We start from the raw sequence: 26116 nt of genomic DNA on the forward strand, positions 1-26116 counted from the left end.
CTAGTTCCCCAAAATGGCGTGCTCGTCGGTATTAGCCTGTTCCAGGGCCTCGACGAGGTTTGCTTCTTCGTTGAAGTAGCGGGCGCGTTCGGTAAATTGGGGCTTGGTGATGCCGGTGGAGCGGTGCTTGCCGATCAGCATGCCGTTGGAATCTTCGCCCATGATGTCGTAGACGAAGACGTCCTGCGTGACGATCACATCGCCTTCCATGCCCAGCACTTCGGTGATGTGGGTGATGCGGCGCGAACCGTCGCGCAGGCGTGCGGCCTGGACAATGACGTCTATGGATGACACCACCATTTCACGGATCGTGCGGCTGGGAAGCGAATAGCCGCCCATTGTGATCATGGATTCAAGACGGCTGAGCGCTTCACGCGGCGAGTTGGCGTGGAGCGTGCCCATGGAGCCGTCGTGGCCCGTGTTCATGGCCTGCAAGAGGTCAAAACTCTCCGGGCCACGGACTTCGCCGACGATAATGCGTTCGGGGCGCATACGGAGGCAGTTCTTGATGAGATCGCGCATGGTGATCTCGCCTTCGCCCTCAAGGTTGGGCGGGCGGGTTTCGAGGCGCACCACATGGGGCTGCTGGAGCTGAAGTTCGGCGGAGTCTTCGCAGGTGATGACCCGCTCGTCCTTTTCGATAAAGGCGGTGAGGCAGTTGAGGAGCGTCGTCTTGCCCGAACCCGTACCACCGGAAATAAGCACATTGGCGCGGACGCGGCCGAGGATGCGCAGCACTTCCGCGCCTTCGGGCGAGATCGAGCCGTATTTAACCAGCTGCGGGAGGGTCAGCTTATCCTTCTTGAACTTACGAATGGTGAGCGCGGCGCCGTCGATGGCGAGCGGCGGGGCGATGACGTTGACGCGCGAACCATCGGGGAGACGGGCGTCGCAGATGGGTGAGCCTTCATCAACGCGGCGGCCAACCTGGCTGACGATGCGCTGGCAGACATTCATCAGGTGCGCATCGTCGCGGAAGCGCACATTGGTCAGCCGGACCTTGCCGCCGACTTCTATGTAGCAGCGCTGCGAACCATTGACCATGATATCGGAGATGTCGTCCCGCGCCAGGAGCGGCTCGAGCGGGCCATAGCCGAGCACGTCGTTGCAGATGTCCTCGAGCAGGTCTTCCTGCTCGGAAATCGACATGACGATCGATTTGAGGGCGATGATTTCCGAGACGATGTCGCGGATTTCCTCGCGCGCCGCCTGTCCGTCCATGGTGGCGAGCTGGCTGAGATCGATGGAGTCGATCAGCGCGTTGAAGATGGCCGACTTGGTCTGGAAATAGGCTTGCGCGCGCTGCGCATCGGCGGGGGCGCGGACGTCGAGCACCTCGTCGGTGGTGCGCATGCGCGCGGCCATCGCATCATTGTCGCTGGCGCGCCGCTGCACCGGGGCCGGCGGAGGCGGCATGGCGGGGCTGGCGACCGGCCGCGGCATTTCGCCGACGCCGGGTGTATTGCCGCCAAAAGTGGTGCGCTTGCCAAACATATGCTTTGCCTTTCGCGCCTAGACCGCGCTCAAGCCCGCTTCCGGAACAGGGAGGGGAGCTTGAGCAGGCTTGCCGCTTTACCCGCGCCATGGGCAGGGGACCGTCCGGTCACCTGCATGCCGATGGCGTTGAAGATGTCGTTGACCTTGTTGTTCGCTGAGACCTCGGCGATCATCTGGCCGTTATTGGCCGCGGTGCCGAAGAGCGCTGCGTCGAAGCCGATCTGACCGATGAGGCTGCATTCGACCGAGGTGGCGAACTCCCCTGCTCCGATCTCGGGACGCCGCGGCACGCCAAGCTTGTTGATAATGAGCTTGGGGGCCGCTTCGGTGGGCCGCATGGCCTTGACCGCATCAGCAATATTCTTGGCATTGCGGAGGCTCGCGAGGTCCGGTTCGGCGACGATCACCACTTCATCGATGGAAGAAAGGGTCTGCCGGGTCCAGGCATTCCAGGCATGGGGAATGTCGAGGATGATCACCGGCACCGACTTCTGGCAGATTTCGAGCACCTGCTCGAAGTCGCGCTCTTCGAAATCCCAGGTGCGGTCCAGCGTTGCGGGCGCGGTCAAGAGGTTGATGTGATTGGCGGCCTTGCTCATCAGCCGGTCCAGCATGGTCTGGTCGACCTTCTGGTTGGCGAGAAGCGCATCGGCCAGGCCATGCGGCGGGTCCTGGTTGAAGTTGAGACCCGCCGTGCCGAAGGCGAGGTCCATGTCGACGATCAGACAATCCTGCCGCAGGTTCGTCGCCACGGCCCAGGCCACGTTGTGGGCTACGGTCGAGCCGCCCGCACCGCCCTTGGCGGAGATGAAGCCGACCGTGCGGCCGATCGGGGCTGCCCCTTCGGCGGCATAAAGCTCGGTGATGGCGGTGACGATGTCCTGCGAGGTGGCTGGCAGGACGATGTATTCGGAGATGCCGGAGCGGATCAGTTCGCGATAAAGCAGCACGTCGTTGACGTGGCCGAGGACGATGACGCGGGTGGAGGCGTCGCAGACTTCAGCCAGGCGGCCAAGAGCGTCGGGGATTTCCTGCGGCGGCAGGCCGGTTTCGACGATGATAAGATTGGGCGTCGGGTTGGACTTGTAGGTTTCAACGGCGCCTTCGACGCCGCCATTATGCGTCGTCAGCGCAACCTTGGACATGCGGCGATCGAAGGCGGCGCTTTCGACCAGTTGGGCCGTCTGCGAATTTTCGCAAAAGGCCTGAATGGTGATGCGCGGCACAAGACGCGCGCCGGTCGCGATCTCGGCGGCCGGTTCCTCGATCTTGGGCGGCTGTTCGGGGGTAAGGAAACTCATCAAACTACTCCTCTACCGCGATCAATCGAGCGCAAAGCCGACCGAGCCGGAGAAACCGCCCCGGAACTCGCCGGTGGCGCCAACGCCATAGCGCTTCTCAATGGCACCAAGGAAAAACGCCTCGGCATCATTGGTGATGTAGGAATTGTCCGTCGGCACAGCGATGGCGTTGGCGGGCGTGGTGGGCTGAACCAGGTAGGGCGTGACGAGGATCACGAGCTCGGTTTCCTGGCTCCGGTAGGCATTGGAGCGGAACAGGGCGCCGAGAATCGGGATATTTCCGAGGCCCGGAATCTGGTCGACGGTGCGGCTGGCACTTTCGCTGAGAAGTCCGCCGATGGCGAGGGTGGTGCCGGGCGGCAGTTCTACCGAGGTCTTGACGTCGCGCGTGGTCAGCGCCGCCGAACTGCCGGCCTGCAGCTCGGAAACACCGGTATCGATGGTCAGCGCCACCTGACCATTGGCGCGCACGGTCGGCGTGAAAGCGAGCTGAATGCCGTATTGCTTGTACTGGATCGAGGTGCCGTTGATGCTAGACGTCTGGATCGGGATTTCGCCGCCAACCAGGAACTCAGCCGGTTGGCCGGACATCGCGGTCAATGTCGGTTGCGCCAGAAGGCGCAGGGCACCGCGGTTTTCCAGCGCCCTTATGCCAGCATTGATCTGAACGGAGTCACCCAGCGGGAACGAGCCACCGATGCCATTGGAAACATTGGTTTGGCTGCTGTTGAAACCAAAGGTCGAGTTGCCCAGGGTAACGGAACCGGAGAGGTTGATGCCCAGTTGCCTCGCCACATCGCGGCGAATTTCCGACACCGTGACCTGCAGCATGACCTGCTGCGGGCCGGTCACCTGGATCAGGCTGCCGCTGGGGCCGTCGCTTTCCGAAAGCTGAGCGGCCATGGCCTCGGCAACGGCTTTATCCTCGGCGCTGTTCACCGTACCGGTGAGAACAAAATAGATCTTGTCGTTGATCGAATTGTTGGAGAGCGTTTCGACACGAATATTGGAGCCCGGAATGACGCGTGCCAAGGTCGATTCGAGCGCGCGGCCCACTTCGAGCGGCGGCTGGACGATGTTGACGTCGAGGATGCTCATGGTGCGCCCGGCATCGTCGATGAAGATGATGTTGGTCGCACCTTCGGCGATACCCTGAATGATCGCGCGAGTGCGCGACCGCATCACCGCCGCCGCGATCGAAGGCTGCGAGACCACCACTTCAGCAACGCCCGCTGGCAGATCGACAATCATCGACTTGTTGAGCTCGACCTCGAGGCTGCGCACAGCACCGTAGGCTCCGGCGGAGATGGCGATCTGTGCGTCGGCAGCTGGATAGACCGGAGCCGCTGGATAGGCGTTGCCGCCGGCAAAGACCGATGCCGGTGCCATGGCTGCCAGGAGAGTTCCGATCGCCAGCGCCAGAACCAGCCGCGGGCGGAAACGGTGCGTGTGGGCTTTTGCGTGTTCCATCTGCATCTGTTGCCTTACTGCGGCAGGACCTGCGGCACATCGGGCGCCGCCGGGACCTGGGTCTGAATCGGTGGGAGTTCGGTGTCCGTCACGTAGGGCTCGGCCGAAGACACCGGAGCGATGACATTGGGACTGGTGGTGATGACGCTCTGCTCGCGGCCGTAGCGGATGATGCGCACCGGCTGGTTGCTGGCGGGCGCGGCCGGACCGGTCTCGACGCGGTTGAAATCGGCAACCGAGCGCAGGGTCAGTGCCAGCTGGCCTAAGGTCGAGGCATTGATCAGCGTTTCGGCTTGCGGCGGGCTCAGTTCCAGGGTCGCAATCGTGGAGTCGTCAAAGGTTTCGGGCACGGGACTGGCGCCGTCGCCTTCCGCATTGCCGCCGGTCGTACCCATTTCGCCCAGGCGTTTGCCGATGGCGAGCACCCGCACGTCGGAGAGGATAACTTCAGAGCGCTGGCCAGTGGCCGTCGAGGTGGTGAGGACGACGTCTACGTGGTCATTTGGAACAACGAAGCCACCTGCGCTTGAAGCAGCAGTGACGCCGACCGACACGCCGCGCTTGCCTTCAGCAAGAACGGCAGAGAGGTAGCCCTGATCGGCGCGGACCAGCTTGGCTTCGCGGATCGGTTCACCGGGGAAAAATTCAAACCGCGCCACGGCGCCGTCCAACTGCACCGGTGCATCGGGCATGGCGTCTATGGTCACGTATTCAGGTCGGAGGGCGGTTTCCGGCCATTCCTGCCATTCTAAGCCTTCCGGGTTCAGCCTTTCGCCAATGCCGATTGCGGTCTTGGCAACAAGGATCTCGGTCTTAAGTTCCGGGACCACTTCGGTGACGATCTGTGTGTCTGGCGCAGGCGCCCTGCCGCCGCGCATCACCAGGATGGCCGCAAGGCCACCGGCGACGATAGCCACCAACAACAGGATAATACGCGCCGGTCTCATGACCCACTCCGGTTGTACGAGAGGGCCAGACAAGCCCAGTTCCACCGGCTTAACTATGAAAGCAAAGGGTCAAGGTTTAGTTAATCAGCACTTTGCGAAATGCGTTAACAACCGGTGAATACTCGCTTTTTGCAAAGGGTACCACCAAAACAACAAAGCACCCGCAGCCAGTGCGAGTGCTCCTTCTTCATATCTGTGCGCGCTCTTAGCCGGCGAGGCGCTCGAAGATGGGTGTATTGGAGTAAGTCAGCAGACCTGCAAAGGCCATGGCAATTCCATAAGGCACGCCTTGCTTGCGATCGTGGAGCCTTTCGAGCCAAGGCATGGATGCGGTATAAAGTTCGAGCGGCAGGCGGCGGATAAAAAGGATGATCAGCGTCAGCACGCCACCCAGAATTGCCGTATAGGCCAGGTATGGCAGGGTCAGTCCGAAGCCCAGCCACAGCGTCGTGGCCGCAGCAAGCTTTGCATCGCCGCCGCCAATCCAGCGCATGGCGAACATGCCGAAGGCGACCACCAATACGACAGCAGCGCAGGCAAGATGCATCAGAAATTGCTGCAAGGGTAAGCCAACCAGAAGTGCCACAATCACGAAGCCTGCCGCGAGAACAAGCACGAGCTTGTTGGAAATGCGCATGGTCAGGAGGTCGGACGTTGCCGCAAGAGCCATGGCGAATGGGAAAAACAGCAAAGCCAGCGTCGACATGGTGCTCCCTCGGCAAGCAATTCCCAATGGTAGACCGGCCGCGTTAATAAAGACCGAAAACGAAAAAGGAGGGCTCGCGCCCTCCCCTTCCAATTTCGGATATTGCTAATCAAGATGTGGCGGTCGGAACCGTCACGTCCAGACGGCCAGCGATACCGTTGAACAGGTCACCAAGATTGGTGCCGAGTGTGGTGGCGGCAAGAATAATACCGACAGAGATGAGTGCGGCAATTAGGCCGTACTCGATTGCAGTCGCGCCCGACTCGTCCTGCGCGAAACGTGCGAAAATTTTCATTCCCAGGCTCCTTTTTACACGTCCTCGAGTGACATCGTCGAACGGTCACACATCGAACATGACCGGGACGCTAGTCCTCACACGTTGAAATAGCGTTAATCGCATGAAGGTTCGGAACCAGGTGTAGAGGCACGATTTTCTTCACTTCCAACGGACTAACAAGAAAGATTGCAATTGAACTATCTCTTCATGACGTGCCCGTTACAATAGCTGTTGCATCAGTTGCTTCTTGCCCGCGCTCTTGCGCGATCCGCGCGAGTATACGCTCGAAAAAGAACTTACCTGACCGCTCTGAAGAGAAGTGTCCGGCGTTTGCCAAACATTTACCATTCGGGTGGATCGTAGAGGCAGTACCAGTACCCCGTGGATTGCTGATCATGTCCCGCCTCTTTGCCGCCATCGCCCTCGCCCTTGGCTTTGCCCTGCCCATGCCCGCGCAGGCCCAGGACGGCGCTCCGGTCAGCGTCAATGTGAACATGGCCCGCGTCCTGCGCATCAGCGCCCCGGCGGCGACGGTGATCGTCGGCAATCCCGGCATTGCCGACGTGACCATCCAGGATCCGCTGACCCTCATCCTCACCGGCAAGAGCTACGGCCAGACCAATCTCATCGTGCTGAACACGGCCGGCGAGCCGATCGCCGATACCTTGGTCGAGGTGGTACAAATGCAGGCGGGAATCATGACCGTTTACCAGGGCCAGGCCCGCACCACCCTTTCTTGCGCACCGGTTTGCCAGCCAGTCGTCATGCTGGGCGACGATAATGCCTTCGCCAGCGAAACCCTCGCCTCCTCCCAGTTGGTGCAGTCCGCTGCTGCCAACTGAAGTGTTAATCCTCCGTTAACCGGTTGGGCAGTCAACGCGAGTTTTATAACATCTGGTTAGCCTTGAGCTCCTAGCTTAGGGGGCATGATCAGGGTACTCGCCGCCCCATTGCGAAGACTTCGCCGCTGCCAGAAAGAGCTGCTGGCCGACGAGCGCGCCGTCACGGCCATCGAGTTCGGCCTGCTCGGCATCCCGTTCTTTGCGGTGATCGGCGCCATCCTGCAGACTTCGGTAATTTTCCTTGCCAGCCAAGTGCTTGAGAGTGCCGTCAACGATGCCGCACGCGAGATCCGCACCGGCCAGTTGCAACAGCGCAGCGCCACCGTCGAGACGTTTCGCACCGAAGTCTGCAACCGGCTTTTTGGCCTTTTCCCCGATTGCGCCGGACTTCATGTGCGGGTGACAACCGTCACCGATTTTCAATCCGCGACCCCCGTCCCCCCCGTCGATCCGAACTGCAGAGCGCCCTGCGATTGGACCTCGTCGGAAAGATATGAGAACCCGGTCGGCGGAAAAGTCGTGCAGGTGCAGGTGCATTACCGCTATCCGGTGTTGCTGACGCTAGGTCCGCTTGGCCTGTCCAATATGGGCGATGGGCGGCGGCTGATCGGCTCTGCCACGGTGTTCAAGACCGAGCCCTTCCCCTCATGATGCGGCTCGCCAGAACCTTGGTGGCAGGGTTACGCAGACTGGCACGGTCTCAGAAAGGTGCGGCTGCCGTAGAGTTTGCGCTGATCATGCCGATCATGCTCACGGTTTATATCGGCTCCATCGAGGCCAGCACGCTGATCATCATCGATCGCAAGGTGCAGTCAGTGGCCGGCGCGGTGGGTGACCTCGTCGCGCGCTCGGACAAGGAGATCCTGACCAAGGACCTCAAGGACTATTTCCGCGCAGCCAGCGGCATCATGACCCCCTATTCGTCGCAAGACGTGAGACAGGTTGTGACGGCCGTAAAAGTGGCCAGTAATGGTACGACTTCCGTCCTATGGCAGAGCAAATTCGAGCGCGGAACCTATACGGCCGTAAGAACGACCGCTCTGCCCAGAACCTATAGACTGCCCGACGAAATGATCGCCATCTCCAAGGGGCAGATGGTGATCGCCGCGGAGGCGAGCTATTCGTATACGCCGCTCTACGGCATCGTCATCGGCCAGGAAATCGATCTCTACCGATCCAACTTCTTCATGACGCGCTTCGAAGACGAGATCAAACTCGTTCCCTAGCGCGCTTGCCGGGGGACCGGCACCATGCAACAAGCCAGGCACCTCCCCCCGAACCGGCTTTTCGCATATGAACGATACCATCATTCCCGTTTTCGACCTGGGCGGCGTCTTCGTCGACTGGAATCCCGTCTACCTCTTCCGCAAGCTATTCGAGACCGAGGAAGAGGCGATCTGGTTTCACCAGACCATCTGCACGTCGGATTGGAACCTCGAATTCGATGCGGGCGAAATCTATGCCGAAGGCGTAGCCAAGCTGGTGACGCGATTTCCCAAATATTGGCGCGAAATCAAGGCTTTCGACGAGCGATGGACCGAAACTTTCGGGCCGTTCATCCAGGGCACGATCGACATCCATAACGAGCTGATCGAGCTGGAAATCCCGACCTTTGCGATCACCAACTTTTCCTGGGAGAAGTGGATGACGCGCCTGGGCGAATGGCCGTTCCTGGAAAAGTTCGATGGCGTGATCGTCTCGGGGCTCGAAGGCCTGGTGAAGCCTGACCCGCGCATCTATCGGGTGTTCTGCGAGCGCTATGGCTTTGCACCGGAATCCTGCGTTTTCATCGATGACAGCGAGCCCAATATCGTGGCGGCGCGCAAGTTCGGGATGCACGGCATCCATTTCCGCGACCCCGCCGAGGTGCGCAAGGAACTGATCGCGCTGGGGCTGCCGCTCAAGGCCTAAATACAAAAACCCCGGAGCGATCCGGGGTTTTCTCTTTGCGCTATTGGAAGCGCCCGCCTTTTTGGATGACTTCGATCTTGTAGCCATCCGGGTCGGTAGCAAAAAAGAAGCGGGCCACGGGCACGTTGCCGTTCTTGAAGTCGACCACCTTGCCGACGGTGAAACCCTCAGCCGTGAAACGCTCGTGCTCGGCCTGGAGATTGTCGATGACGACGGCGAGGTGCCCATAGCCGTCGCCAAGCTGATAAGGCTCGGTGCGGCCATGATTGATGGTGAGTTCGAGTTCGAAGCCGTCGAGTTCGTGGGCCATATAGACCAGCGTGAAATCGGCAAATTCCAGGCGATTGACGATTTCGAGGCCAAAGGCGCGGCGATAAAAATCGACGGAGCGCGCTTCGTCGATCACCCGGATCATCGTATGGGCTAGTTTTGCCATGGCTTACTTCGTCCCGTACATCCGATCGCCCGCATCGCCGAGGCCGGGGATGATATAGCCCTTCTCGTTGAGGTGACTGTCGATCGAGGCGGTGAAGACCGGGACGTCAGGATGCGCCTTGTTGAAGCGCTCGATGCCCTCGGGCGCGGCGAGAAGACAGAGGAAGCGGATGTTGTTGGCGCCGCGTTCCTTGAGCTTGTCGATGGCGGCCGTTGCCGAATTAGCGGTGGCCAGCATGGGGTCGACAACGATGATCAGGCGGTCTTCGAGGTTGGACGGCGCCTTGAAATAGTATTCGACCGGTTCCAGCGTTTCATGATCGCGGTAAATGCCGATATGGGCGACGCGGGCGGCGGGAACGAGGTCGAGCATGCCATCGAGCAGGCCATTGCCGGCGCGCAGGATCGAGGCGAAGACGAGTTTCTTCCCCTTGATGGCGGGCGAGTCCATCTGCGCCATGGGCGTCTCGATGGGGATCATTTCCAGTTCGAGATCGCGCGTGACTTCGTAGCACATGAGGTGGGCGATCTCGCGCAGGAGGCGCCGGAAACCGGCAATCGAGGTCTCCTTGTTGCGCATGATGGTCAGCTTGTGCTGGATCAGCGGGTGATCGATGACGGTTGCGTTGCTCATGTGATCACCTCTTAAAGGAAAATCTTGCCGTGGCGGCCGGGGGGGAGGCCGAGCCAATGGGCTATGCTCTCACCTATATCAGCGAAGGTGGGGCGAATGCCAATCTCCCCGGGCGGCAGGGCTGGGGAAAAAACCAGGATCGGGATCTGCTCGCGCGTGTGGTCGGTCCCCGGCCAGGTCGGGTCGTTGCCATGGTCCGCGGTGAGGATCAGGAGGTCATCGTGCCGAAGCTTGCTGATCAGCTCCGGCAGGCGTCGGTCGAACAGCTCCAGTGCAGCGGCATAGCCGGGGACGTCGCGGCGGTGGCCGTATTCGGAATCGAAATCGACGAAGTTGGTCATGATGAAGGCGCGGTCGGCAGCCATTTCCATGGCTTCGAGCGTGCGATCGAAGAGCTGCGGGATGCCGGTACCCTTGAGCTTGTGGGTAACGCCGGAGCCGGCATAGATGTCCGAGATCTTGCCCACGGCAAAGACCTGGTTGCCAGCCGCCTGATTGCGATCGAGCAGCGTTGGCTCAGGGGGCGAAATGGCAAAGTCGCGGCGGTTGCCGGTGCGCTTGAAGGTGTCCTGGGTCTCGCCGATGAACGGGCGGGCGATGACGCGGCCGATATTGAGCGGCTTGGTCAACTCGAAGGCGATCTCACAGAGCTTGTAGAGCCGGTCGAGGCCGAAATGGCTTTCGTGCGCGGCGATCTGGAACACCGAGTCCACCGAGGTGTAGCAGATTGGCTTGCCGGTTCGGATATGCTCCTCACCCATGGCCGCAATGATGTCGGTGCCCGAGGCATGCTTGTTGCCCAGAATGCCGGGGAGATCGGCACGGCGGATCAGTTCTTCGACAAGCTCGGGCGGGAAAGCCGGTTCGCTTTGCGGGAAGTAACCCCAATCGAAGGGGACCGGCACGCCGACGATTTCCCAGTGACCGGACGGCGTGTCCTTGCCGCGCGAGACTTCGCGGCCGACGCCAAAACGGCCGCCTTTCGGCGTCTCGGTCAGGCCGGGCGGAAGGATGCCGGTGGAGAGTTTTAAGGCGGCTCCAAAACCCATGGCATCCATGTTGGGGACGTGTAGCGGGCCGGCACGAAGTCCGTCGCGATCAGCGCGGCCATCGGCGGCCCATTCGGCAATGTGGCCCGCGGTGTTCGCGCCCTGGTCACCGTAGAGGTGGGCATCGGGCGCACCGCCGATGCCGACGCTGTCGAGGAGGCAGACAATGGCGCGGGGCATGGCGCTACTCCGTGGGGCCGACGCGATCGGCGATCAGCGGATTGCTGGAGGCCGCATCGCCCAAAGTATATGCGGCCCGCAGACGCGCCGTGGCGTCGGCTGCGCTGGCTTCGTCAGCGGCGTGAATGCGCGCGATGGGGGTGTGGCTGTCGACGACGGCGCCAAGACCGAGCAGGCGATCAAAGCCGACGCGGTGGTCGATGCTGTCGGTAGGCGTGGCGCGGCCGCCACCCAGCGCTACGACGGCCATGCCGACGCCGCGCGTGTCGATGGCGCTGATTGTCCCCTGCCCTTGCGCAAAAACGTCGAGGACGATGGGCGCGGGCGCGAGATAATCATCCATGCGCTCGACGAAATCGGCTGGCCCACCGAGGGCATGAACCATGATGGAGAAGCGCTGCGTGGCGCGACCGCTGTCGAGCGCCGAGGTAGCAAGGAGGAGGCCGGCTTCGGGCGTCGCAGCCTTGCCGGTCATCACCGCCAGTTCGGCACACAGCCCCAGGGTGACCTCGCGCAGGCGGACGTCTTGATGCGTGCCGGTCAGGAAATCGACGGCGTTGCGGACTTCGAGCCCGTTGCCGGCGGCGCTGGCCAGCGGCTCGTTCATGTCGGTAATCAGCGCGGTGGTCTTGAGCCCGGCGCCGTTCGAAACCTGCACCAGGCTCTTCGCCAGCTCGCGAGATTTTTCCAGCGTCGGCATGAAGGCGCCGGTGCCGGTCTTGACGTCGAGGATCAATGCGCCGATTCCGGCAGCGAGCTTCTTGGACAGGATCGAAGCGGTGATGAGCGGGATCGACTCGACTGTGCCGGTGACGTCGCGGACGGCGTAGAGGGTCTTGTCGGCCGGCGCCAGGTCGGTGGTCTGGCCGATGATGGCGCAGCCGGCTTCGCGCACGACCTTGCGGAAGAGGTCGTTGTCCGGGCTTGTCTGGTAGCCGGGAATGGCGTCGAACTTGTCGAGCGTTCCGCCGGTGTGGCCAAGGCCACGGCCCGAAATCATGGGCACGTAGATGCCCATGGCGGCAAGGATGGGCGCCAGCATCAGCGAAACGTTGTCGCCAACGCCGCCGGTCGAATGCTTATCGGCAACCGGCCCATCGAGATCGGACCAATCGAGCACCGTGCCACTGTCGCGCATGGCAAGGGTCAAGGCGACGCGCTCCGGCATGGTCATGTCACGGAAATAGGTCGCCATGGCGAAGGCCGCGGCCTGGGCATGAGAGACTGTGCCGGAAGCAAAGCCGGCGATGAACTGGCCGATCTCGTCCGCAGCCAGTTCCTCGCCGTTCCGCTTCCTGATGATGACTTCTTGGGGAAGAAAAGCCATCACGCCCCGTAGGGAATCCAGACGTTCTTGACCTGTGTCGCCTTGCCCAGGAAATAGTCGCCGGCAAAGCGGGGGTCGGCGAGGTCGTAGTCGAGACCGCGGCTGGTCCAGGTCTGCTTCAGGTTGCCGATCGACGCCTTCTCGATCATGGCGGAGCCTTCGGCCGAGCCCATGAACCAAAGACCGTCAACGCCGTCATGTTCGGCCAAGGTCTTGGCCAAAGCGACACTGTCGCCGGTGACGATGTTGACGACGCCGGAGGGCATGTCGGAGGTTTCGAGCACCTGGTAAAAGTCGGTCATCGAGAGCGGCGCACGGGCGGAGGGGACCAGAACAACCGTGTTGCCCATGGCGATGGCCGGCGCGAGCAGCGCGACGGAGCCGAGCAGCGGCTGGGTGTCCGGCGCAACGATGCCGAGGACGCCGAGGGGCTCGATCATCGCCGCGGCGATGGCCCGCATCGGCGGGTTGTGCACGGCGCCATCATACTTGTCGGCCCAGCCGGCAAAGGCGAAGAGCCGCTCGATGGACGCTTCGACTTCGGCCGAGCCGTCTTCGCCGGTCTGCGCCTTGAGACGGGCGGCGAATTCTGCGCGACGATAGTCGAGGTTTTCGGCAAGGAAGTAGAGGATCTGCGCGCGCGAATGCGCGGCGGTGGTGGCCCAGCCGGAGGCGGCGCGGGCGGCTTCGACGGCGTTGCGGATGTCCTTGCGATTGCCTTCGCCGACTTCACCGATGCTGAAGCCATCGGGTCCGAGCACGGGGCGGTTATAGCCGCTGTCAGGACGGGCTTGCTTGCCGCCGATATACATTTTGGCGGTCTGGTCCAGGGGGGCGGCGTCGAGGGGATTTACCTGACCTCGTGGTTCGACAAGCTCACCATGAGGTCTCACGATGCCCGGCTGTAAGTCCTTTTCCCACTTCAGCTTGAGGTAAGCGCTCATGCCTTCACGGCCGCCTTCGCGACCGAAGCCGGATTCCTTGTAGCCGCCGAAGCCGACGGCGGCGTCGAACTGGTTGGTGCCGTTGATCCAGATCACGCCGGCCTTGAGCTTGGGTGCAATGTCGAGGGCGAGGTTGATGTTCTCGCTCCAGACCGTGGCGGCAAGGCCGTAGCGGGTGTTGTTGGCCAGTTGCACCGCTTCTTCGGGCGTGCGGAAGCTCATGGCAACAAGAATAGGGCCAAAGATTTCTTCGGCCACCAGGGAATTGGCGGGCGAAACATTGGTGACCAGCGCGGGCTTGAGGAAACAGCCCTGTGCCGGCACGTCGCCGTCGGGCTCGTAGACATGGGCGCCTTCGGCGACGCCGCGCTTCATGAGGTCGCGGATGCGCTCGACCTGTACCGGGGCGACCATCGCGCCGATATCGACGGACTTGTCGAGCGGATCGCCGACGCGAAGATTGGCCATGCGGCTCTTCACCTTGGCGATGAAGCGCTCTTCAATGCTCTCCTGCACGAGAAGCCGCGAGCCGGCGCAGCAGACCTGGCCCTGGTTGAACCAGATGGCTTCGACAAGGCCTTCGACGGCGCTGTCGAGGTCGGCATCTTCGAAGACGATATAGGGCGACTTGCCGCCCAGCTCGAGCGACAGGCCCTTGCCCGAACCAGCGGTGGCGGCGCGGATGATCTTGCCGACTTCGGTCGAGCCGGTGAAGGCGATTTTGTTAACATCGGAATGGTTTACCAGCGCCGCACCGGTGTCGCCCTCGCCGGTGACGATGTTGACGACGCCCTTTGGCAGGCCGACGCGGTCGCAGATGTCGGCGAAGAGCAGCGCGGTGAGCGAGGTGAACTCGGCAGGTTTGAGGACCACGGTGTTGCCGGCGGCAAGGGCCGGGGCGATCTTCCAGGCCAGCATCAAGAGCGGGAAGTTCCAGGGGATGATCTGACCGCAGACGCCGTAGGGAACGTGGTCGGGAAACTGGCTGGCCAGATGCGTCGCCCAGCCGGCATGGTGGTAAAAATGCCGCGCCACCAATGGGATATCGGCGTCGCGCGACTCGCGGATGGGTTTGCCGTTGTCCATGGTTTCGAGCACGGCGAAGAGGCGCGCGTGCTTTTGGATCATGCGGGCAATTGCGTAGAGGTACTTGCCACGTTGGTAGCCGGGGAGTGCGCTCCAACCCGGGAAGGCGGCGCGGGCGGCCGCAACGGCGGCGTCAACATCTGCTGCACTTCCGGCGGAAATGTCTGAAAGGTGAGAACCGTTTGCCGGATTCGTGCTGGCAAAAGTCTTGCCTGGTGCGGTCCATGCGCCATCGATGAAGTGACCGAACTTGCGGTTCTTACTGTCGAGCCAGGCATTGGCCTGTTCGGCCGATTCCGGCGCCAGGCCGTAGTCGAGCGTGTCGAAGATTTGGGCGATCTTGTTCATGTCAAATCCTCAAACCAGCGGCTGGCGATAGTCGGCGGCGTAATGGCCGGTTAGGCCGTGTTCGAGCTGGCGCTCGATGTCAGTCAGAAGGCTCGAGGCGCCGAAGCGGAAGAGGTGCGGCTGCAGCCACTTGGTGCCGAGCTCTTCCTTCATCAGCGCCATGTATTTGAGCGCGTCGCCCGCGGTGGCGATGCCGCCGGCCGGCTTGTAGCCGATCTCGATGCCGGTCTCTTCGGCGAACCAGCGGATCATGCGGATCATGGTCAGCGAGGTGACGAGATTGGCGTTGACCTTTTCCTTGCCGGTCGAGGTCTTGATGAAGTCGGCGCCGGCCAGCATGCAGACGAGCGAAGCCTTGGCTATGTTGGTTTGCGTGGCGAGTTCGCCGGTGCCGAGGATGGTCTTGATATGGGCGTCGCCGCAGGCCTTGCGGAAGGCGCGGACCTGGTCGTAGAGCGCCTGCCAATCGCCGCGCAGCACCATGCCGCGTTCGATGACGATGTCGATTTCCTCGGCCCCGTCTTCGACCGACATTTCAATTTCGCGCAGCTTGGTTTCGACCGGGGCCAGTCCGTGCGGGAAGGCGGTGGAAACGGCGGCGACCGGAATGCCGGTGCCGTCCAGCGCTTCAACGGCGGTCTTGACGAAAGAGTGGTAGACGCAGACGGCGCCCGGAAGTATGCGGCGGTCGGCCATGCCGAGCTCAGCGAGGATTTCGCGGCGCACCGGGTGGCGTGCCTTGGCGCAGAGGCGCTGGACACGGCCGGCAGTGTCGTCGGCGTTGAGCGTCGTCAGATCGATCAGCGTGATGGCTTTCAGCAGCCAGGCGAGCTGATGGTCTTTCTTGACGGTACGGCGAGCGCCGATTGTCCCGGCACGGCGCTCGAGGGCGGAACGGTTCATGCGTACGCGGCCGACCCAATCAAGGTCGAGCGGGAAGCCGGGATTACGCCGATGCGTGGGCGCGGCGACGCTGTTGTCGACGACCTTCAAACTCATATCTGTCCTCCACTGCGGTGGATTGGCCGGTGATCCGGCTCTTACTTGTTCAAGAACTCGGGGCCGAAACTGTGGGGGAGAAGTTGCCCCAGAGTTTGGACCAAAGGTTGACCATCGACGCCGTGCGAGACGATTTCTACGTCTAGATCGGCGAATTCGCGGATGCGTTGGCGGCAGCCGCCGCAGGGCGTGACCGGCATGGCGCCGGGACCGGTTACATAGATGCGCTTGATGCGCTTGCCGCCGCCCGCCAGCATGGCGGCGATGGCGCTGGGCTCGGCGCAATTGCCGACTGGATAGGCGGCGTTTTCGACATTGCAGCCAGCATAGATGTTGCCGTCATCGGCGAGGATGGCGGCGCCGACCTGGAAGTTGGAATAGGGCGCATAGGCGCGGGCGCGCACGGCTTCGGCGGCGGCGAAGAGAGCTTGGTCAGTATCTGCTTGGCTCATACTAATCCTGCATTGGGGCACCATCCACCGCCCCCACCCTATCTCCGCTACGGCCTGCGGCCTAGCTGCAATACCCTCCCCCTCGAGGGGGAGGGAACAATGAAGATCACCGCTCCTTGACGTAGGGAATGCCCGAGGCCTTGGGCGCGATGGCGCGACCGATGAAGCCGGCAAGGAGAATGATGGTGAGAATATAGGGCAGCATCTGGATGAACTGCACCGGCACCTGGCCGACCACGGCGAAGTTGATGCCCTGGAGGCGGAACTGAAGTGCGTCAAGGAAGCCGAAAAGCAGGCAGACGAGGAGCGCCGGCCATGGACGCCACTTGGCAAAGATCAGCGCTGCGAGCGCGATATAGCCGCGGCCATTGGACATGTCGGGCGTAAAGCCAGCTGACTGGGCGATGGAGAGATAAGTGCCGCCGATGCCGACCAGAACCGCGGTGATGACGAGGGCCTGGTAGCGCAGCAGCGTAACCGAGATGCCGGCAGTGTCCAGCGCCTTGGGATTTTCGCCGACGGCGCGCAGGCGCAGGCCGAAACGGGTGCGGAACAGCACGAAGGCGGTGAGCGGCACGGCGAGGAAGGCGAAATAGGTCAGGATATTCTGGCCCGAGATCAGCTCGGAATAGATCTCGGCCGGGATGCGCAGCAGCGGGTTGTTGTCTGCGTTATCGGCGAAGGCGCCGAGCTCGGCGGCGTAGGGCCATTGAATGGGGCTGAGGCGCTGCGGCCCGGTGAGTGGCGGGGTTTCGCCGCCGCGGCCGAACCACGACTGGCCTAGAAAAGCGGTGAGACCGGCAGCAAGGAAGTTAAGAGCAACGCCGGAAATCGTCTGGTTGCCGCGAAGGTTGATCGAGGCAAGGCCATGAATGCCGGAAAAGGCCATGGCGACGCCCACACCGGCGAGAAGACCGATCCAGGGATTGCCGGTAACGGCGGTCGCAGCGGCGGCGCCGAAGGCCGAGCCCAAAAGCTTACCCTCAAGGCCGATGTCGACGATGCCAGCACGCTCGGAATAAAGGCCGGCAAGGCAGGCGAGCAGCAGCGGGATCGAAAGACGGATGGTGGAATCGAGGATCAGCACCATGTCGAAGAAGAACTGCATCACTTGGCCTCCGCCGACGAGAAGCGCCCGAAGAGGCGCTCCAGCGGAATGCGCAGCATGTCGCCCATGGCGCCGGTAAAGAGGATGACCATGGCCTGGATGGTGACGATCATATCGCGGGTGACCGAGGGCATGGAGAATGCCAGTTCGAGCCCGCCCTGGGTCAGCGCACCGAAAAGAATTGCCGCAAGGCCGACGCCGACGGGATGGGCGCGGCCCATGAAGGCCACGGCGATGCCGACGAAGCCGGCGCCACCGACGAAGTTGAGGATGAGGCGGCCTTCGGCGGCCCCGCCCGTGTGATTGACGGCAACGAGGCCGGCCAGGGCGCCGGAGATCACCATGGTGATGATGATCATCTTGGAGATGGAAATGCCGGCATAGCGGGTGGCGGTGGGGTTATGGCCCAGGGCGCGCATGGCGTAGCCGAACTTGGAGCGCCAGACGAGCCAGTAAAAACCCACCAGCGTGCCGATGGCGACGAAGATGGTGAGGTTGGCCGGGGCGCTGCCGAAGAAGGGAATGAAATCGCGGAGGCGCGGGATGCGAGAGATCATCTCGATCGGCGCGCTTTCGTCGGACTGCACGCCGGCGGGACGCAGGATGCGCGAGATGATGAAGTTCATCAGCGGCGTGGCGATAAGATTGAAGAGGATGGTGGTGATGACGATGTGGCTGCCGCGCTTGGCCTGCAGCACGCCGGGGATCAGCGCCCAGAGGGCACCGAAGGCTGCGCCGCCGATGATGAAGAGCGGAAACATCAGCGCCCAATGCATGCCATTGAGCGGCAGGGCGATGAGGATGACGCCCAGGCCGCCGAGATAGGCCTGGCCTTCAGGGCCGATATTGAACATGCCGGCGTGGTAGGCAAGCGAGACGGCGAGGCCGGCGAAGATGAAATCGGTGGTGTAGTAGAGCGTATAGCCAAAACCGCGACCGCTGCCGAAAGCGCCGGTCAGCATGATGTTGAGCGCTTCGAGCGGATTCTGGCCGACGGCGAGAACAATGAGGCCGCCGATGATGAAGGCCAGAAGGACGTTGAGAAGCGGCAGCAGGGCGACATCGACCCAGAGCGGCAGCGGTACGCGCGTGCTCATGGCGAGACGTCCTTGCTGGAATTGTCTTTGGGGCTGAACTCGGTGAGCGTGCGCTCGACCGGGGTCACGTGCTCGGGCATGGTGCCGGGGCCAGGCGTGCCGCCTTCGCGAGTAACGCCAGCCATGAGGAGGCCGAGCGCGCCTTCATCGGCGGTGGCCGGATCGGCTTCGCCGACGATGTGCCCATCAAACATAACGAGGATGCGGTCCGAGAGCGAGCGGATTTCATCGAGTTCGACTGAGACGAGGAGGATGGCCTTGCCCTCGTCGCGCATCTTGATGATTTCGTTGTGGATGAATTCGATAGCGCCGATATCGACGCCGCGGGTCGGCTGGCCGATCACCAGAACGTCGGGATCGCGCTCCATTTCGCGCGCCAGCACGATCTTTTGCTGATTGCCGCCCGAGAAGTTGGCGGTCTTGAGCTCGGCATTGGTGGGGCGGATGTCGAACTTGGCGATGTGCTCGCGCGCCGCCGCCTTGGCATCGGCAATGGAGAGGCCGGGGCCGCCGCCATACTTGTCCTGATAGCCGAGGACGGTATTTTCCCAGGCCTGGAAATTGGTGACGAGACCCATGCGCAACCGATCTTCGGGCACGTGGGCGAGGCCGGCAGCACGGGCGCGGGCAGCGCCGTCATCGCCTTCGAGCGAAAGCGGCTGGCCGTTGAGGTAGACGGTGCCGGAGGTCTGGTCGCGCATGCCGGTGATGGCTTCGAGAAGCTCGCTCTGGCCATTGCCGGAAACGCCGGCAAGGCCGACAATTTCGCCGGCACGCACGGAAAAGCTCACATCCTTGACGCGCGGGATCTTGAAATCGTCGGCGACGACGAGATTTTTGACCTCAAGCATGACCTTGCCCGGTGCGGCTTGGTCCTTTTCGACGCGCAACAGCACACGGCGGCCGACCATGGCTTCGGCGATTTCCGCCGGCGAGGTCTGTGCAGTTTCGAGGGTCTTGACCATGGCACCCTGGCGCATGACCGACACTTCGTCGGTGATGGCCATGATCTCGCGCAGCTTGTGCGTGATCAGGATGATGGTCTTGCCCTCGTCGCGCAGGGTGCGAAGGATGCGGAACAGGTGATCGGCCTCGGCAGGGGTGAGAACACCGGTGGGCTCGTCGAGGATGAGGATTTCGGCGCCGCGATAAAGCGCCTTGAGGATTTCGACGCGCTGTTGCTGGCCGACCGAGAGATCCTCGATGATGGCATCGGGATCAACTTCGAGGCCGTAATCCTTGGCGAGGGCGCGCAGCTGTTCGCGCGCGCGGCGCAGCGAAGTGTCGAGCAGGCGCGAGTCCTCGGCGCCCAGAACGATGTTTTCGAGGACGGTGAAATTTTCGACCAGCATGAAATGCTGGTGCACCATGCCGATGCCGAGCGCCAAGGCGTGGCGGCTGTCGGTAATGGCGTGGGGCGTGCCGTTGACGAGGATCTCGCCGCTATCGGCGGTGTAGAAGCCATAAAGGATCGACATCAGCGTCGATTTGCCGGCGCCGTTTTCGCCGACGATGCCATGCACCGTGCCGCGGCGGACAAGGAGGTCGATGTCCTTGTTGGCGTGGACCGGACCAAAATGCTTGTTGATGCGCCGCAGCTCGATGGCCGGAGACGCTGCAGCGACTGTTTCCAGTCGCTGCGATGATTGCTTGGTGACCATCAGGGGATCAGTTCCGACCCTGCATCAGACCGGGCAGGCCTGATCGGTGCGGTAGTCGTGAACTTCGAGCTCGCCGGCAATGATCTGTGCCTTGGCAGCTTCAACGGCGGTCTTCATCTCGTCGGTGATGAGCGAGGCGTTGTTGTCGTCGAAAGCGGCATCGACGCCATCTTCGGCGAGGCCGAGAACGATGGTGCCGGCAGACCAGGAACCGTTCTGCTCGTCCATGAAGGCGTTGTAGGTGGCGACGTCGACGCGCTTGACCATCGAGGTCAGGACCGAGCCGGGATAGAGGTGGTTCTGGTTGCTGTCGACGCCGATCGAGAACTTGCCGGCGTCGGCTGCGGCCTGCAGCACGCCTGCACCGGCACCGCCGGCAACCTGGTAAACAACGTCGGCGCCCTGATCGAGCTGAGACTGGGCAACTTCAACGGCGCGCGGACGATCGTTGAAGGCGTCAAAACCGGTGCCGATATAGGTTTCGAGGACGTTGATGTCGGGGTTCACCGCGACGGCGCCCTGCTTGTAGCCGCAGGCAAAGGCTTCGAGCAGATCGAGGTTGAAGGCCGGGACGACGCCGATGGTGCCGCTTTCGGACTTCATGGCGGCAAGCATGCCGACGAGGTAGGAGCCTTCCTGTTCCTTGAACAGAACCGAGCGCACGTTGGGCAGATCGACGACGGCGTCGAGGATGACGAAGTGCGTGTCGGGGAATTCGGGGGCCACGGTTTGGAGCGCGGTCACGAAGTTAAAGCCCGGGGTGACGATGGGGGAGTAGCCGCGCTCGGCGAACTGGCGCAGGAACTGCTCGCGCTGGGCGTCGCTCGAAATTTCGAGTTCGCCGAAATTGCCGCCGGTCTCGGTCTTCCACTGGGTCGCGCCGTTGTACGCAGCTTCGTTGAAGGACGCGTCGAACTTGCCGCCGCCATCATAGATCACGGCCGGATCGGCGAAGGCAGCGCCGGCAAGAACCGCGCTCAGCGCCACGCCGCCAGCGATGGCCTTGGTAAGTTTGGAAATTGTCATTGTTTATCTCCCTGTATCGCGACGCCGCAAAGGCCAGAGCCCTCTAAGCCGCCTGCGCTAACTGGCGATAAAATCGTGCAATGACGCCCTTCGCAAGAGGGGAGGCGCGATATTTTTCCGGTTGGTCAAATTTGAGGTGCACTGCCGCAGATGCAGGCAGCTTTCGCCCACAATAGGAGCAAGCTGACCGCTACCAGCGCGCCAGCATCGCCTCGAACAGGCGGCCGAAATCGAGGTCGGCATAAAGGGTGACGAGCACGGCCAAGGCGGCGATGACGTAAAGAGCGATGCTGTCGCGGGACTGAGTGGTCATGATGCAATTTGAGATAAATTGGAAAGGTCGGGTTTATCTCTAACGCAGCGGCAGCGGCGAAATCGTGGCGCCACAAAGGCGATTTTTGCTATGGTTAGCGGACGGTTAAGGCGTGCCCAGCGGTTCGATCTCGGCACCCATGGCGGTGGCAAAGCGCTCGAAGAAGCCATCGATGATGCGCTGGGCGGAATTGCCGACGATGGCCTTGCCGAGCTTCATGACCTGGCCGGAAGCGCCGCCTTCGGCGGTGAAGGCCAGAAGCGTCGCTTCACCGTCATCGGCGAGGGTGATGTTGGCGGCGCCTTCCGCCATGCCCATGAGCCCGCCCTTGCCGCGGCCGGACAGCGTATAGCTTTGCGCAGGGACGACATTGGCAAGGGCCAGCTCGCCTTTGAAGGTCGGCTTGACCATGCCCAGATTGACGGTGATCGCGAGGTCGAGGGTATCGGGACCAGACCAGGCGATGTGGCTGCAGCCGGGAATGGCGGCTTTGAGGACCTCGGGATTGTTGAGGGCTGACCAGACGGCCTCGCGGCTGGCGGCGATGCGATAGCGTCCACCAAAATCCATCAGTGAACCCAGGCCGCGCGCAGGGCAGAAAACATTGCCGAACCCAATCTTTACGTGCGGCTTTTGCGCACCAATATGGACTAAATAGTCGGCTGACCCACGAGTTGCAATTGTCAGGGGGGACGCCAGACGCAATCTAGTTTCCAGCGGGCCGCAATCCGTTCAGCGAGGAGCCGAGCATGACCGACCAAGCCACCACCACCGCAAACACCGCCACCCAGACCACAACGGCGCTGAGCGAGCGGCCATTGCAGTATCTGGACAAGGCGGTGGGGGCGATCCGCGAGCTTGGCATCTGGCCGGAAACGCAGGGCGAGCAGCCGATTATCGGGCTTCTGGAGCAGATTACCGAGCTCGATGAAACGCGCGTCATCCTGATCGGCCGCACGCTGAGCCAGGCTTCGGCTTTCAACGAAGTGGTGCGCGAGCAGGTCGCGGCGATGAAGATCGGTGAGCGCTACGAGGACATTACCAAGGGTTTCGATTCGATCCGCGACGACGCCAAGATGCTGGTGGACCAGTTGCAGGACAACAAGCTCGACTTCGGCGAGCGGGTGCAGAATGTCTGGATGAAGGTCAGCCGTGGCGATATCGCGACACGCTTCAACTCGATCCGCGACACTTATCTCGCGGTCAACCGGGACACCAAGGACCAAATCGAGCGCGAACACACGATCCTCGAGGCCTATCGCGATTTCCGCGGCGCACTGAAGCAGGCCGAAGTGATGGCGCTCGAAGTGCTGGCGACGGCTGAAAAGCATCTCGAAGACAAGAAGAACGTCCTTCAGGGATCAGCGAACGAACTCGCAGCCTATACGGGCACCGTTCCAGCGGATCGGGCGCGTCTCGAAATGGCGCGCGACGAGCGGTTGCGCGAGATGCAGAACGAGGAAAAGCGCTACCAGATCGCCAAGGATCTCGCCGACAACCTCACTATTTCCTACAATACGTCGGAAGTGGTGATGGCGCGTCTGATGCAGACCACCAATGCCAAGGAGCGCGTCTACCAGCAGTCGATCTCGTTCTTCTCGACAAATGAAACCGTGCTGACGGCGCTTTCCGCATCGTTTACCGGCATGTTCGGCCTGCATGAATCCACCGCTACACTCAATGCCATGAAGGAGGGCATGAGCAAGTCGCTCGAAACGCTTTCCGAGATCGGCGACCGGGTTCAGGAAGAAGCGGTGCGGGCTGGCTATGGCCCAACGGTGCGCGCCGATGCGGTCAAGAAGCTGGTCGATAGCGTCGTCAACTTCCAGGAAAAAAGCCGCACCATCATCAACGAGATGCGTGTCGCCTCGACCAAGAACTCGGCCGAAATCCGCGATGCCGTGGAAGACGGCAAGCGGCGCCTCGCAACGCTTGCGGCGGAGGGCAATGCCCTTCTGCTTGAAACCCGCAGCTAAGGGCTGGACCACCTCACCCCCATGAGCACCGTGACGGCGAAATCCGCAGCACCCCTCGATGAAGTCATGCTGGCGATGGACGTGGTCGATACGCTCCGTCACCGGCAGGACCTGGTGACGCGCGAACTCGACGGCGCGGCGCGCGAAAAGCAGCTGATCGAACGGTTGCGTTCGGTCTATCACCAGCAAGGCATCGAAGTGCCGGACCACATCCTCAAGGAGGGTGTGGCGGCGCTTGCCGAGGCGCGGTTCAGCTACGATCCCCCCGCCCCGGGCTTCGGGAAGACGCTGGCGCGGCTTTATGTGAGCCGCAAGCAATGGGGCGTGCCGTTTCTCGCCATTGCCGGCATGCTTCTGGTCATCGGCTTTGGATTCTTCGGCGTCTGGCAGCCCCTGGCGCGGGGACAGGCGGAGCAGGCGCGCATCGAGCTCAGCGAAGGCCTGCCAGCGCAGATCGATGCGCTCTACCAGACCATTTTCGAGGAAACCAAGGTACAGCAGGCGGTGGCGCAAGCGGACGCTTTGGTGGAGCGCGGCAAGGCTTTCGCCGCCGAGGGCAATCGCAGCGGCGCGGAGGGGATCGTGGCGCAGCTGACTGAACTGCGCGACCTTTTGCGGCAACAATATACGCTTCGAGTGGTAGGCGACCTCAACGGACTTTCCGGTTTCTGGCGCACGCCCGCCAACAATACCGATGCAACGAATTTCTACCTTGTGGTGGAAGCGCTGGATTCCAATGGCAACCCGGTGAAGCTTCCGGTGCTCAACGAGGAAACCAACCGGACCGACACGGTGTCGACCTGGGGCGTGCGCGTGCCGCCCGAGGTTTATGACAGCGTGGCGGCCGACAAGCGCGACGACGGGATCATTCAGGCCAATGTCGTTGCCCGGAAGTCCGACGGGTTCCTGGAGCCGGAATATCTGATGCCAGTATCCGGCGGCGCCGTGACGGAATGGGAAAACCCATGAGCATTCGCGGACCGCAGGCGCTGGCAAGCCTTGAAGAGGCGATGCGCGATATCCGTCGCGAGGAGGACGAGATCTCGCGCCGTGTGTCCCGTTCGGCCGAGCGCGTCACCAAGATCAAGGAAAGCGAAGCCGAGCTGTTTCGCCAATTGGCGCAGCTGCGGCTCGATCCTGCGGTGCAGTCGCAACTGGACGGGCAAATCTCAAGCGCCGAGATGCGCGCGCGGGAAATGCTCAAGACCCACGGGCGCGATGTCAGCAAGGCCGAAGAAGCGATCAGCGATCTCGATCGCAAGCGCGCGGCGCTGGTTGAACGCCGGAGCGCGGCGCTGGCGCTGCTGGAAGACCGGCGCGCCTCGCTCCAGGCACTGACGGCGTCGCTAACGGCGCAGTTGCAGGTCGACCCCCAGTTCCAGGCCAAGCGGGCGGAGGCCGAAGAGCTCGATCGCATCGCCGAACAATCGATGCGCAAGACCGAGCAGGTGGAGGCCGACCGCGAAGCCAAGGGCAAGCCTTATCGCGACGACCCGCTGTTCATGTATCTTTGGGACGCCGGCTATGGCACGTCGGCCTACAAGGCGAGCAATCTCACGCGCTATTTCGACGGGCTCGTGGCCAGCCTTGTCGGCTATCACAGGGCCCGTCCGAACTATGCCATGCTCAACGAAATCCCGCTGCGCCTGCGCGAGCATGCCGAGCAGCAGGAAGCCAATGTGCAGGCCGCCGAGGCCGAATTGGCGGCCCTAGAAGTGGGGGCGGTGGATCGTGCCGGCGGCAAGCCGCTGCGCGAGGCCATTGCGGTGACCGAAGGCGAAATCGCCAAGCTCGATGCCGAGATCGTCGCTTGCGAAGACCAGCGTGATCAGGCAGCGGCCGCTTTGCGCGCCTTGGCCGAGGGGCGCGACCCTGCCTTCGAAAGCGCCGCGGCGGAACTTGCGGCGGCGCTTGGGCGCGAGGACATCAAGACGCTTCTTGCCGAAGCGCGGCGGACGCGGACTGGGCAGGATGACACGATTGTCGCCCAGATCGACGATGCCCGCACGCGGCTGCGCGAGGAAGAAGCGGAAAGCCGCGATCAACGCGAGCGTCTCAAGGTGCTCGCGGCGCGGCGGCGCGAGCTCGAAGACATCCAGTGGGAATTCAAGAAGCAGCGCTTCGACGATCCGCAATCAAGCTTTGGGGAAGACCGGCTGGTGGGCGACCTGCTCAACGATTTCCTGCGTGGCGGCATTTCGGCGGCCAGCTACTGGGATCAGTGGCGCAAGAGCCAGAACTGGGCGCCGGGCAATGAATGGGGCGCCGGGTATCAGCGGACGCGGCAGCCGCGCAGCAACAGCCCGTGGGGCCCATCCAACGGTGGCGGCATGAGCTGGCCCGACAGCAGCTTTGGCGGCGGCGGCAACAGCAAGCCCCGCGGCGGTGGATTCGGTGGCGGCTGGGGCGGCGGTGCCGGTGGTGGCTTTTCCCGTCCGCGTACCGGGTCGATGGGCGGTGGCGGCAAGAAGGGCGGCGGCGGGTTCAAGACCGGCGGCGGGTTCTAGAGCGATCAATCACCACGCACCGG

At 62.5% G+C, this 26116-nt stretch carries 25 protein-coding genes and 1 pseudogene; 7 read left to right on the plus strand and 19 right to left on the minus strand.

Features of this window, described 5'->3' with window-relative positions:
* From JI748_RS12420 to JI748_RS12445, 6 genes are all read right to left on the minus strand, one after another.
* On the minus strand, positions 1-1494 hold the full coding sequence (locus JI748_RS12420) for a CpaF family protein (RefSeq protein ID WP_233280514.1): 1494 nt from the start codon (positions 1492-1494) through the stop codon (positions 1-3).
* A gap of 29 nt (positions 1495-1523) precedes the next feature.
* The gene (locus JI748_RS12425) at positions 1524-2798 is read right to left on the minus strand and encodes an AAA family ATPase (protein WP_201631116.1); all 1275 of its coding nucleotides are present in this window, start codon (positions 2796-2798) and stop codon (positions 1524-1526) included.
* A 21-nt stretch (positions 2799-2819) separates the two neighbouring features.
* Positions 2820-4268 carry a type II and III secretion system protein family protein gene (locus JI748_RS12430; protein ID WP_201631118.1) on the minus strand — a complete coding sequence of 483 codons (1449 nt, stop codon included), beginning with the start codon at positions 4266-4268 and terminating at the stop codon, positions 2820-2822.
* A 14-nt stretch (positions 4269-4282) separates the two neighbouring features.
* Complete coding sequence (gene cpaB / locus JI748_RS12435) at positions 4283-5215, minus strand: Flp pilus assembly protein CpaB (protein WP_201631120.1); 933 nt, start codon at positions 5213-5215, stop codon at positions 4283-4285.
* Between the two features lie 205 nt (positions 5216-5420).
* Positions 5421-5921 carry an A24 family peptidase gene (locus JI748_RS12440; protein WP_201631122.1) on the minus strand — a complete coding sequence of 167 codons (501 nt, stop codon included), beginning with the start codon at positions 5919-5921 and terminating at the stop codon, positions 5421-5423.
* Positions 5922-6030: 109 nt separating this feature from the next.
* Positions 6031-6216 carry a Flp family type IVb pilin gene (locus JI748_RS12445; protein WP_201631124.1) on the minus strand — a complete coding sequence of 62 codons (186 nt, stop codon included), beginning with the start codon at positions 6214-6216 and terminating at the stop codon, positions 6031-6033.
* A gap of 377 nt (positions 6217-6593) precedes the next feature.
* Between JI748_RS12445 and JI748_RS12450 the strand changes: the two genes are divergently transcribed.
* From JI748_RS12450 to JI748_RS12465, 4 genes are all read left to right on the plus strand, one after another.
* Positions 6594-7040 (plus strand): pilus assembly protein N-terminal domain-containing protein, encoded by a 447-nt coding sequence (locus tag JI748_RS12450; RefSeq protein WP_201631126.1) that lies wholly within the window; start codon positions 6594-6596, stop codon positions 7038-7040.
* A gap of 84 nt (positions 7041-7124) precedes the next feature.
* Entirely contained in the window at positions 7125-7691 is a 567-nt protein-coding gene (locus tag JI748_RS12455) for a TadE/TadG family type IV pilus assembly protein (protein ID WP_201631128.1), read from the plus strand.
* Positions 7691-8266 (plus strand): TadE/TadG family type IV pilus assembly protein, encoded by a 576-nt coding sequence (locus JI748_RS12460; RefSeq protein WP_267911617.1) that lies wholly within the window; start codon positions 7691-7693, stop codon positions 8264-8266. The genes JI748_RS12455 and JI748_RS12460 overlap by 1 nt, the downstream gene beginning before the upstream one ends.
* A gap of 67 nt (positions 8267-8333) precedes the next feature.
* Positions 8334-8951, plus strand: a complete 618-nt coding sequence (locus tag JI748_RS12465; protein ID WP_201631132.1) for an HAD family hydrolase — start codon at positions 8334-8336, stop codon at positions 8949-8951.
* A 40-nt stretch (positions 8952-8991) separates the two neighbouring features.
* Here JI748_RS12465 and JI748_RS12470 read toward each other — a convergent pair whose 3' ends face one another.
* From JI748_RS12470 to JI748_RS12525, 13 genes and pseudogenes are all read right to left on the minus strand, one after another.
* Positions 8992-9387, minus strand: coding sequence for a VOC family protein (locus tag JI748_RS12470; RefSeq protein ID WP_201631134.1), 396 nt, complete (start codon positions 9385-9387; stop codon positions 8992-8994).
* A gap of 3 nt (positions 9388-9390) precedes the next feature.
* Positions 9391-10020 carry a uracil phosphoribosyltransferase gene (gene upp, locus JI748_RS12475; RefSeq protein ID WP_201631136.1) on the minus strand — a complete coding sequence of 210 codons (630 nt, stop codon included), beginning with the start codon at positions 10018-10020 and terminating at the stop codon, positions 9391-9393.
* Between the two features lie 11 nt (positions 10021-10031).
* Positions 10032-11249 carry a phosphopentomutase gene (locus JI748_RS12480; RefSeq protein WP_201631138.1) on the minus strand — a complete coding sequence of 406 codons (1218 nt, stop codon included), beginning with the start codon at positions 11247-11249 and terminating at the stop codon, positions 10032-10034.
* Between the two features lie 4 nt (positions 11250-11253).
* On the minus strand, positions 11254-12576 hold the full coding sequence (gene deoA, locus JI748_RS12485; protein ID WP_201631140.1) for a thymidine phosphorylase: 1323 nt from the start codon (positions 12574-12576) through the stop codon (positions 11254-11256).
* Complete coding sequence (locus JI748_RS12490; protein ID WP_201631142.1) at positions 12576-14954, minus strand: aldehyde dehydrogenase family protein; 2379 nt, start codon at positions 14952-14954, stop codon at positions 12576-12578. The genes deoA and JI748_RS12490 overlap by 1 nt, the downstream gene beginning before the upstream one ends.
* Before the next feature lie 9 nt (positions 14955-14963).
* Positions 14964-15953, minus strand: a complete 990-nt coding sequence (gene deoC, locus JI748_RS12495) for a deoxyribose-phosphate aldolase (protein WP_164533448.1) — start codon at positions 15951-15953, stop codon at positions 14964-14966.
* 41 nt (positions 15954-15994) lie between these two features.
* On the minus strand, positions 15995-16405 hold the full coding sequence (locus JI748_RS12500) for a cytidine deaminase (RefSeq protein WP_201631144.1): 411 nt from the start codon (positions 16403-16405) through the stop codon (positions 15995-15997).
* Positions 16406-16511: 106 nt separating this feature from the next.
* Positions 16512-17513, minus strand: a complete 1002-nt coding sequence (locus tag JI748_RS12505) for an ABC transporter permease (protein WP_201637293.1) — start codon at positions 17511-17513, stop codon at positions 16512-16514.
* Positions 17513-18610: an ABC transporter permease gene (locus JI748_RS12510; RefSeq protein ID WP_201631146.1), complete on the minus strand. Its 1098-nt coding sequence runs from the start codon at positions 18608-18610 to the stop codon at positions 17513-17515. The genes JI748_RS12505 and JI748_RS12510 overlap by 1 nt, the downstream gene beginning before the upstream one ends.
* A 113-nt stretch (positions 18611-18723) precedes the next feature.
* Positions 18724-20271 (minus strand): annotated as a pseudogene (locus JI748_RS12515) (ABC transporter ATP-binding protein); the annotation flags it as partial.
* Between the two features lie 24 nt (positions 20272-20295).
* A complete protein-coding gene (locus tag JI748_RS12520) occupies positions 20296-21297 on the minus strand; it encodes a BMP family lipoprotein (RefSeq protein ID WP_201631150.1) in 1002 nt (333 codons plus the stop codon).
* Between the two features lie 190 nt (positions 21298-21487).
* Positions 21488-21610 carry a hypothetical protein gene (locus JI748_RS17505; RefSeq protein ID WP_267911592.1) on the minus strand — a complete coding sequence of 41 codons (123 nt, stop codon included), beginning with the start codon at positions 21608-21610 and terminating at the stop codon, positions 21488-21490.
* A gap of 105 nt (positions 21611-21715) precedes the next feature.
* On the minus strand, positions 21716-22180 hold the full coding sequence (locus JI748_RS12525; protein WP_201631152.1) for a CoxG family protein: 465 nt from the start codon (positions 22178-22180) through the stop codon (positions 21716-21718).
* Between the two features lie 179 nt (positions 22181-22359).
* On the opposite strand from JI748_RS12525, the gene JI748_RS12530 reads away from it, so the two are divergent.
* From JI748_RS12530 to JI748_RS12540, 3 genes are read left to right on the plus strand one after another with little or no spacing between them, the layout of a single operon-like run.
* Entirely contained in the window at positions 22360-23586 is a 1227-nt protein-coding gene (locus JI748_RS12530; protein WP_201631154.1) for a cell surface protein, read from the plus strand.
* Between the two features lie 21 nt (positions 23587-23607).
* Positions 23608-24555 carry a DUF6384 family protein gene (locus JI748_RS12535; RefSeq protein WP_201631156.1) on the plus strand — a complete coding sequence of 316 codons (948 nt, stop codon included), beginning with the start codon at positions 23608-23610 and terminating at the stop codon, positions 24553-24555.
* Positions 24552-26093, plus strand: coding sequence for a coiled-coil domain-containing protein (locus tag JI748_RS12540; RefSeq protein WP_201631158.1), 1542 nt, complete (start codon positions 24552-24554; stop codon positions 26091-26093). Before JI748_RS12535 ends, JI748_RS12540 begins: the two co-directional genes overlap by 4 nt.
* Positions 26094-26116 lie beyond the last annotated feature (23 nt).

It is taken from the genome of Devosia rhizoryzae (genome assembly GCF_016698665.1).
Classification (GTDB): Bacteria; Pseudomonadota; Alphaproteobacteria; order Rhizobiales; family Devosiaceae; genus Devosia; species Devosia rhizoryzae.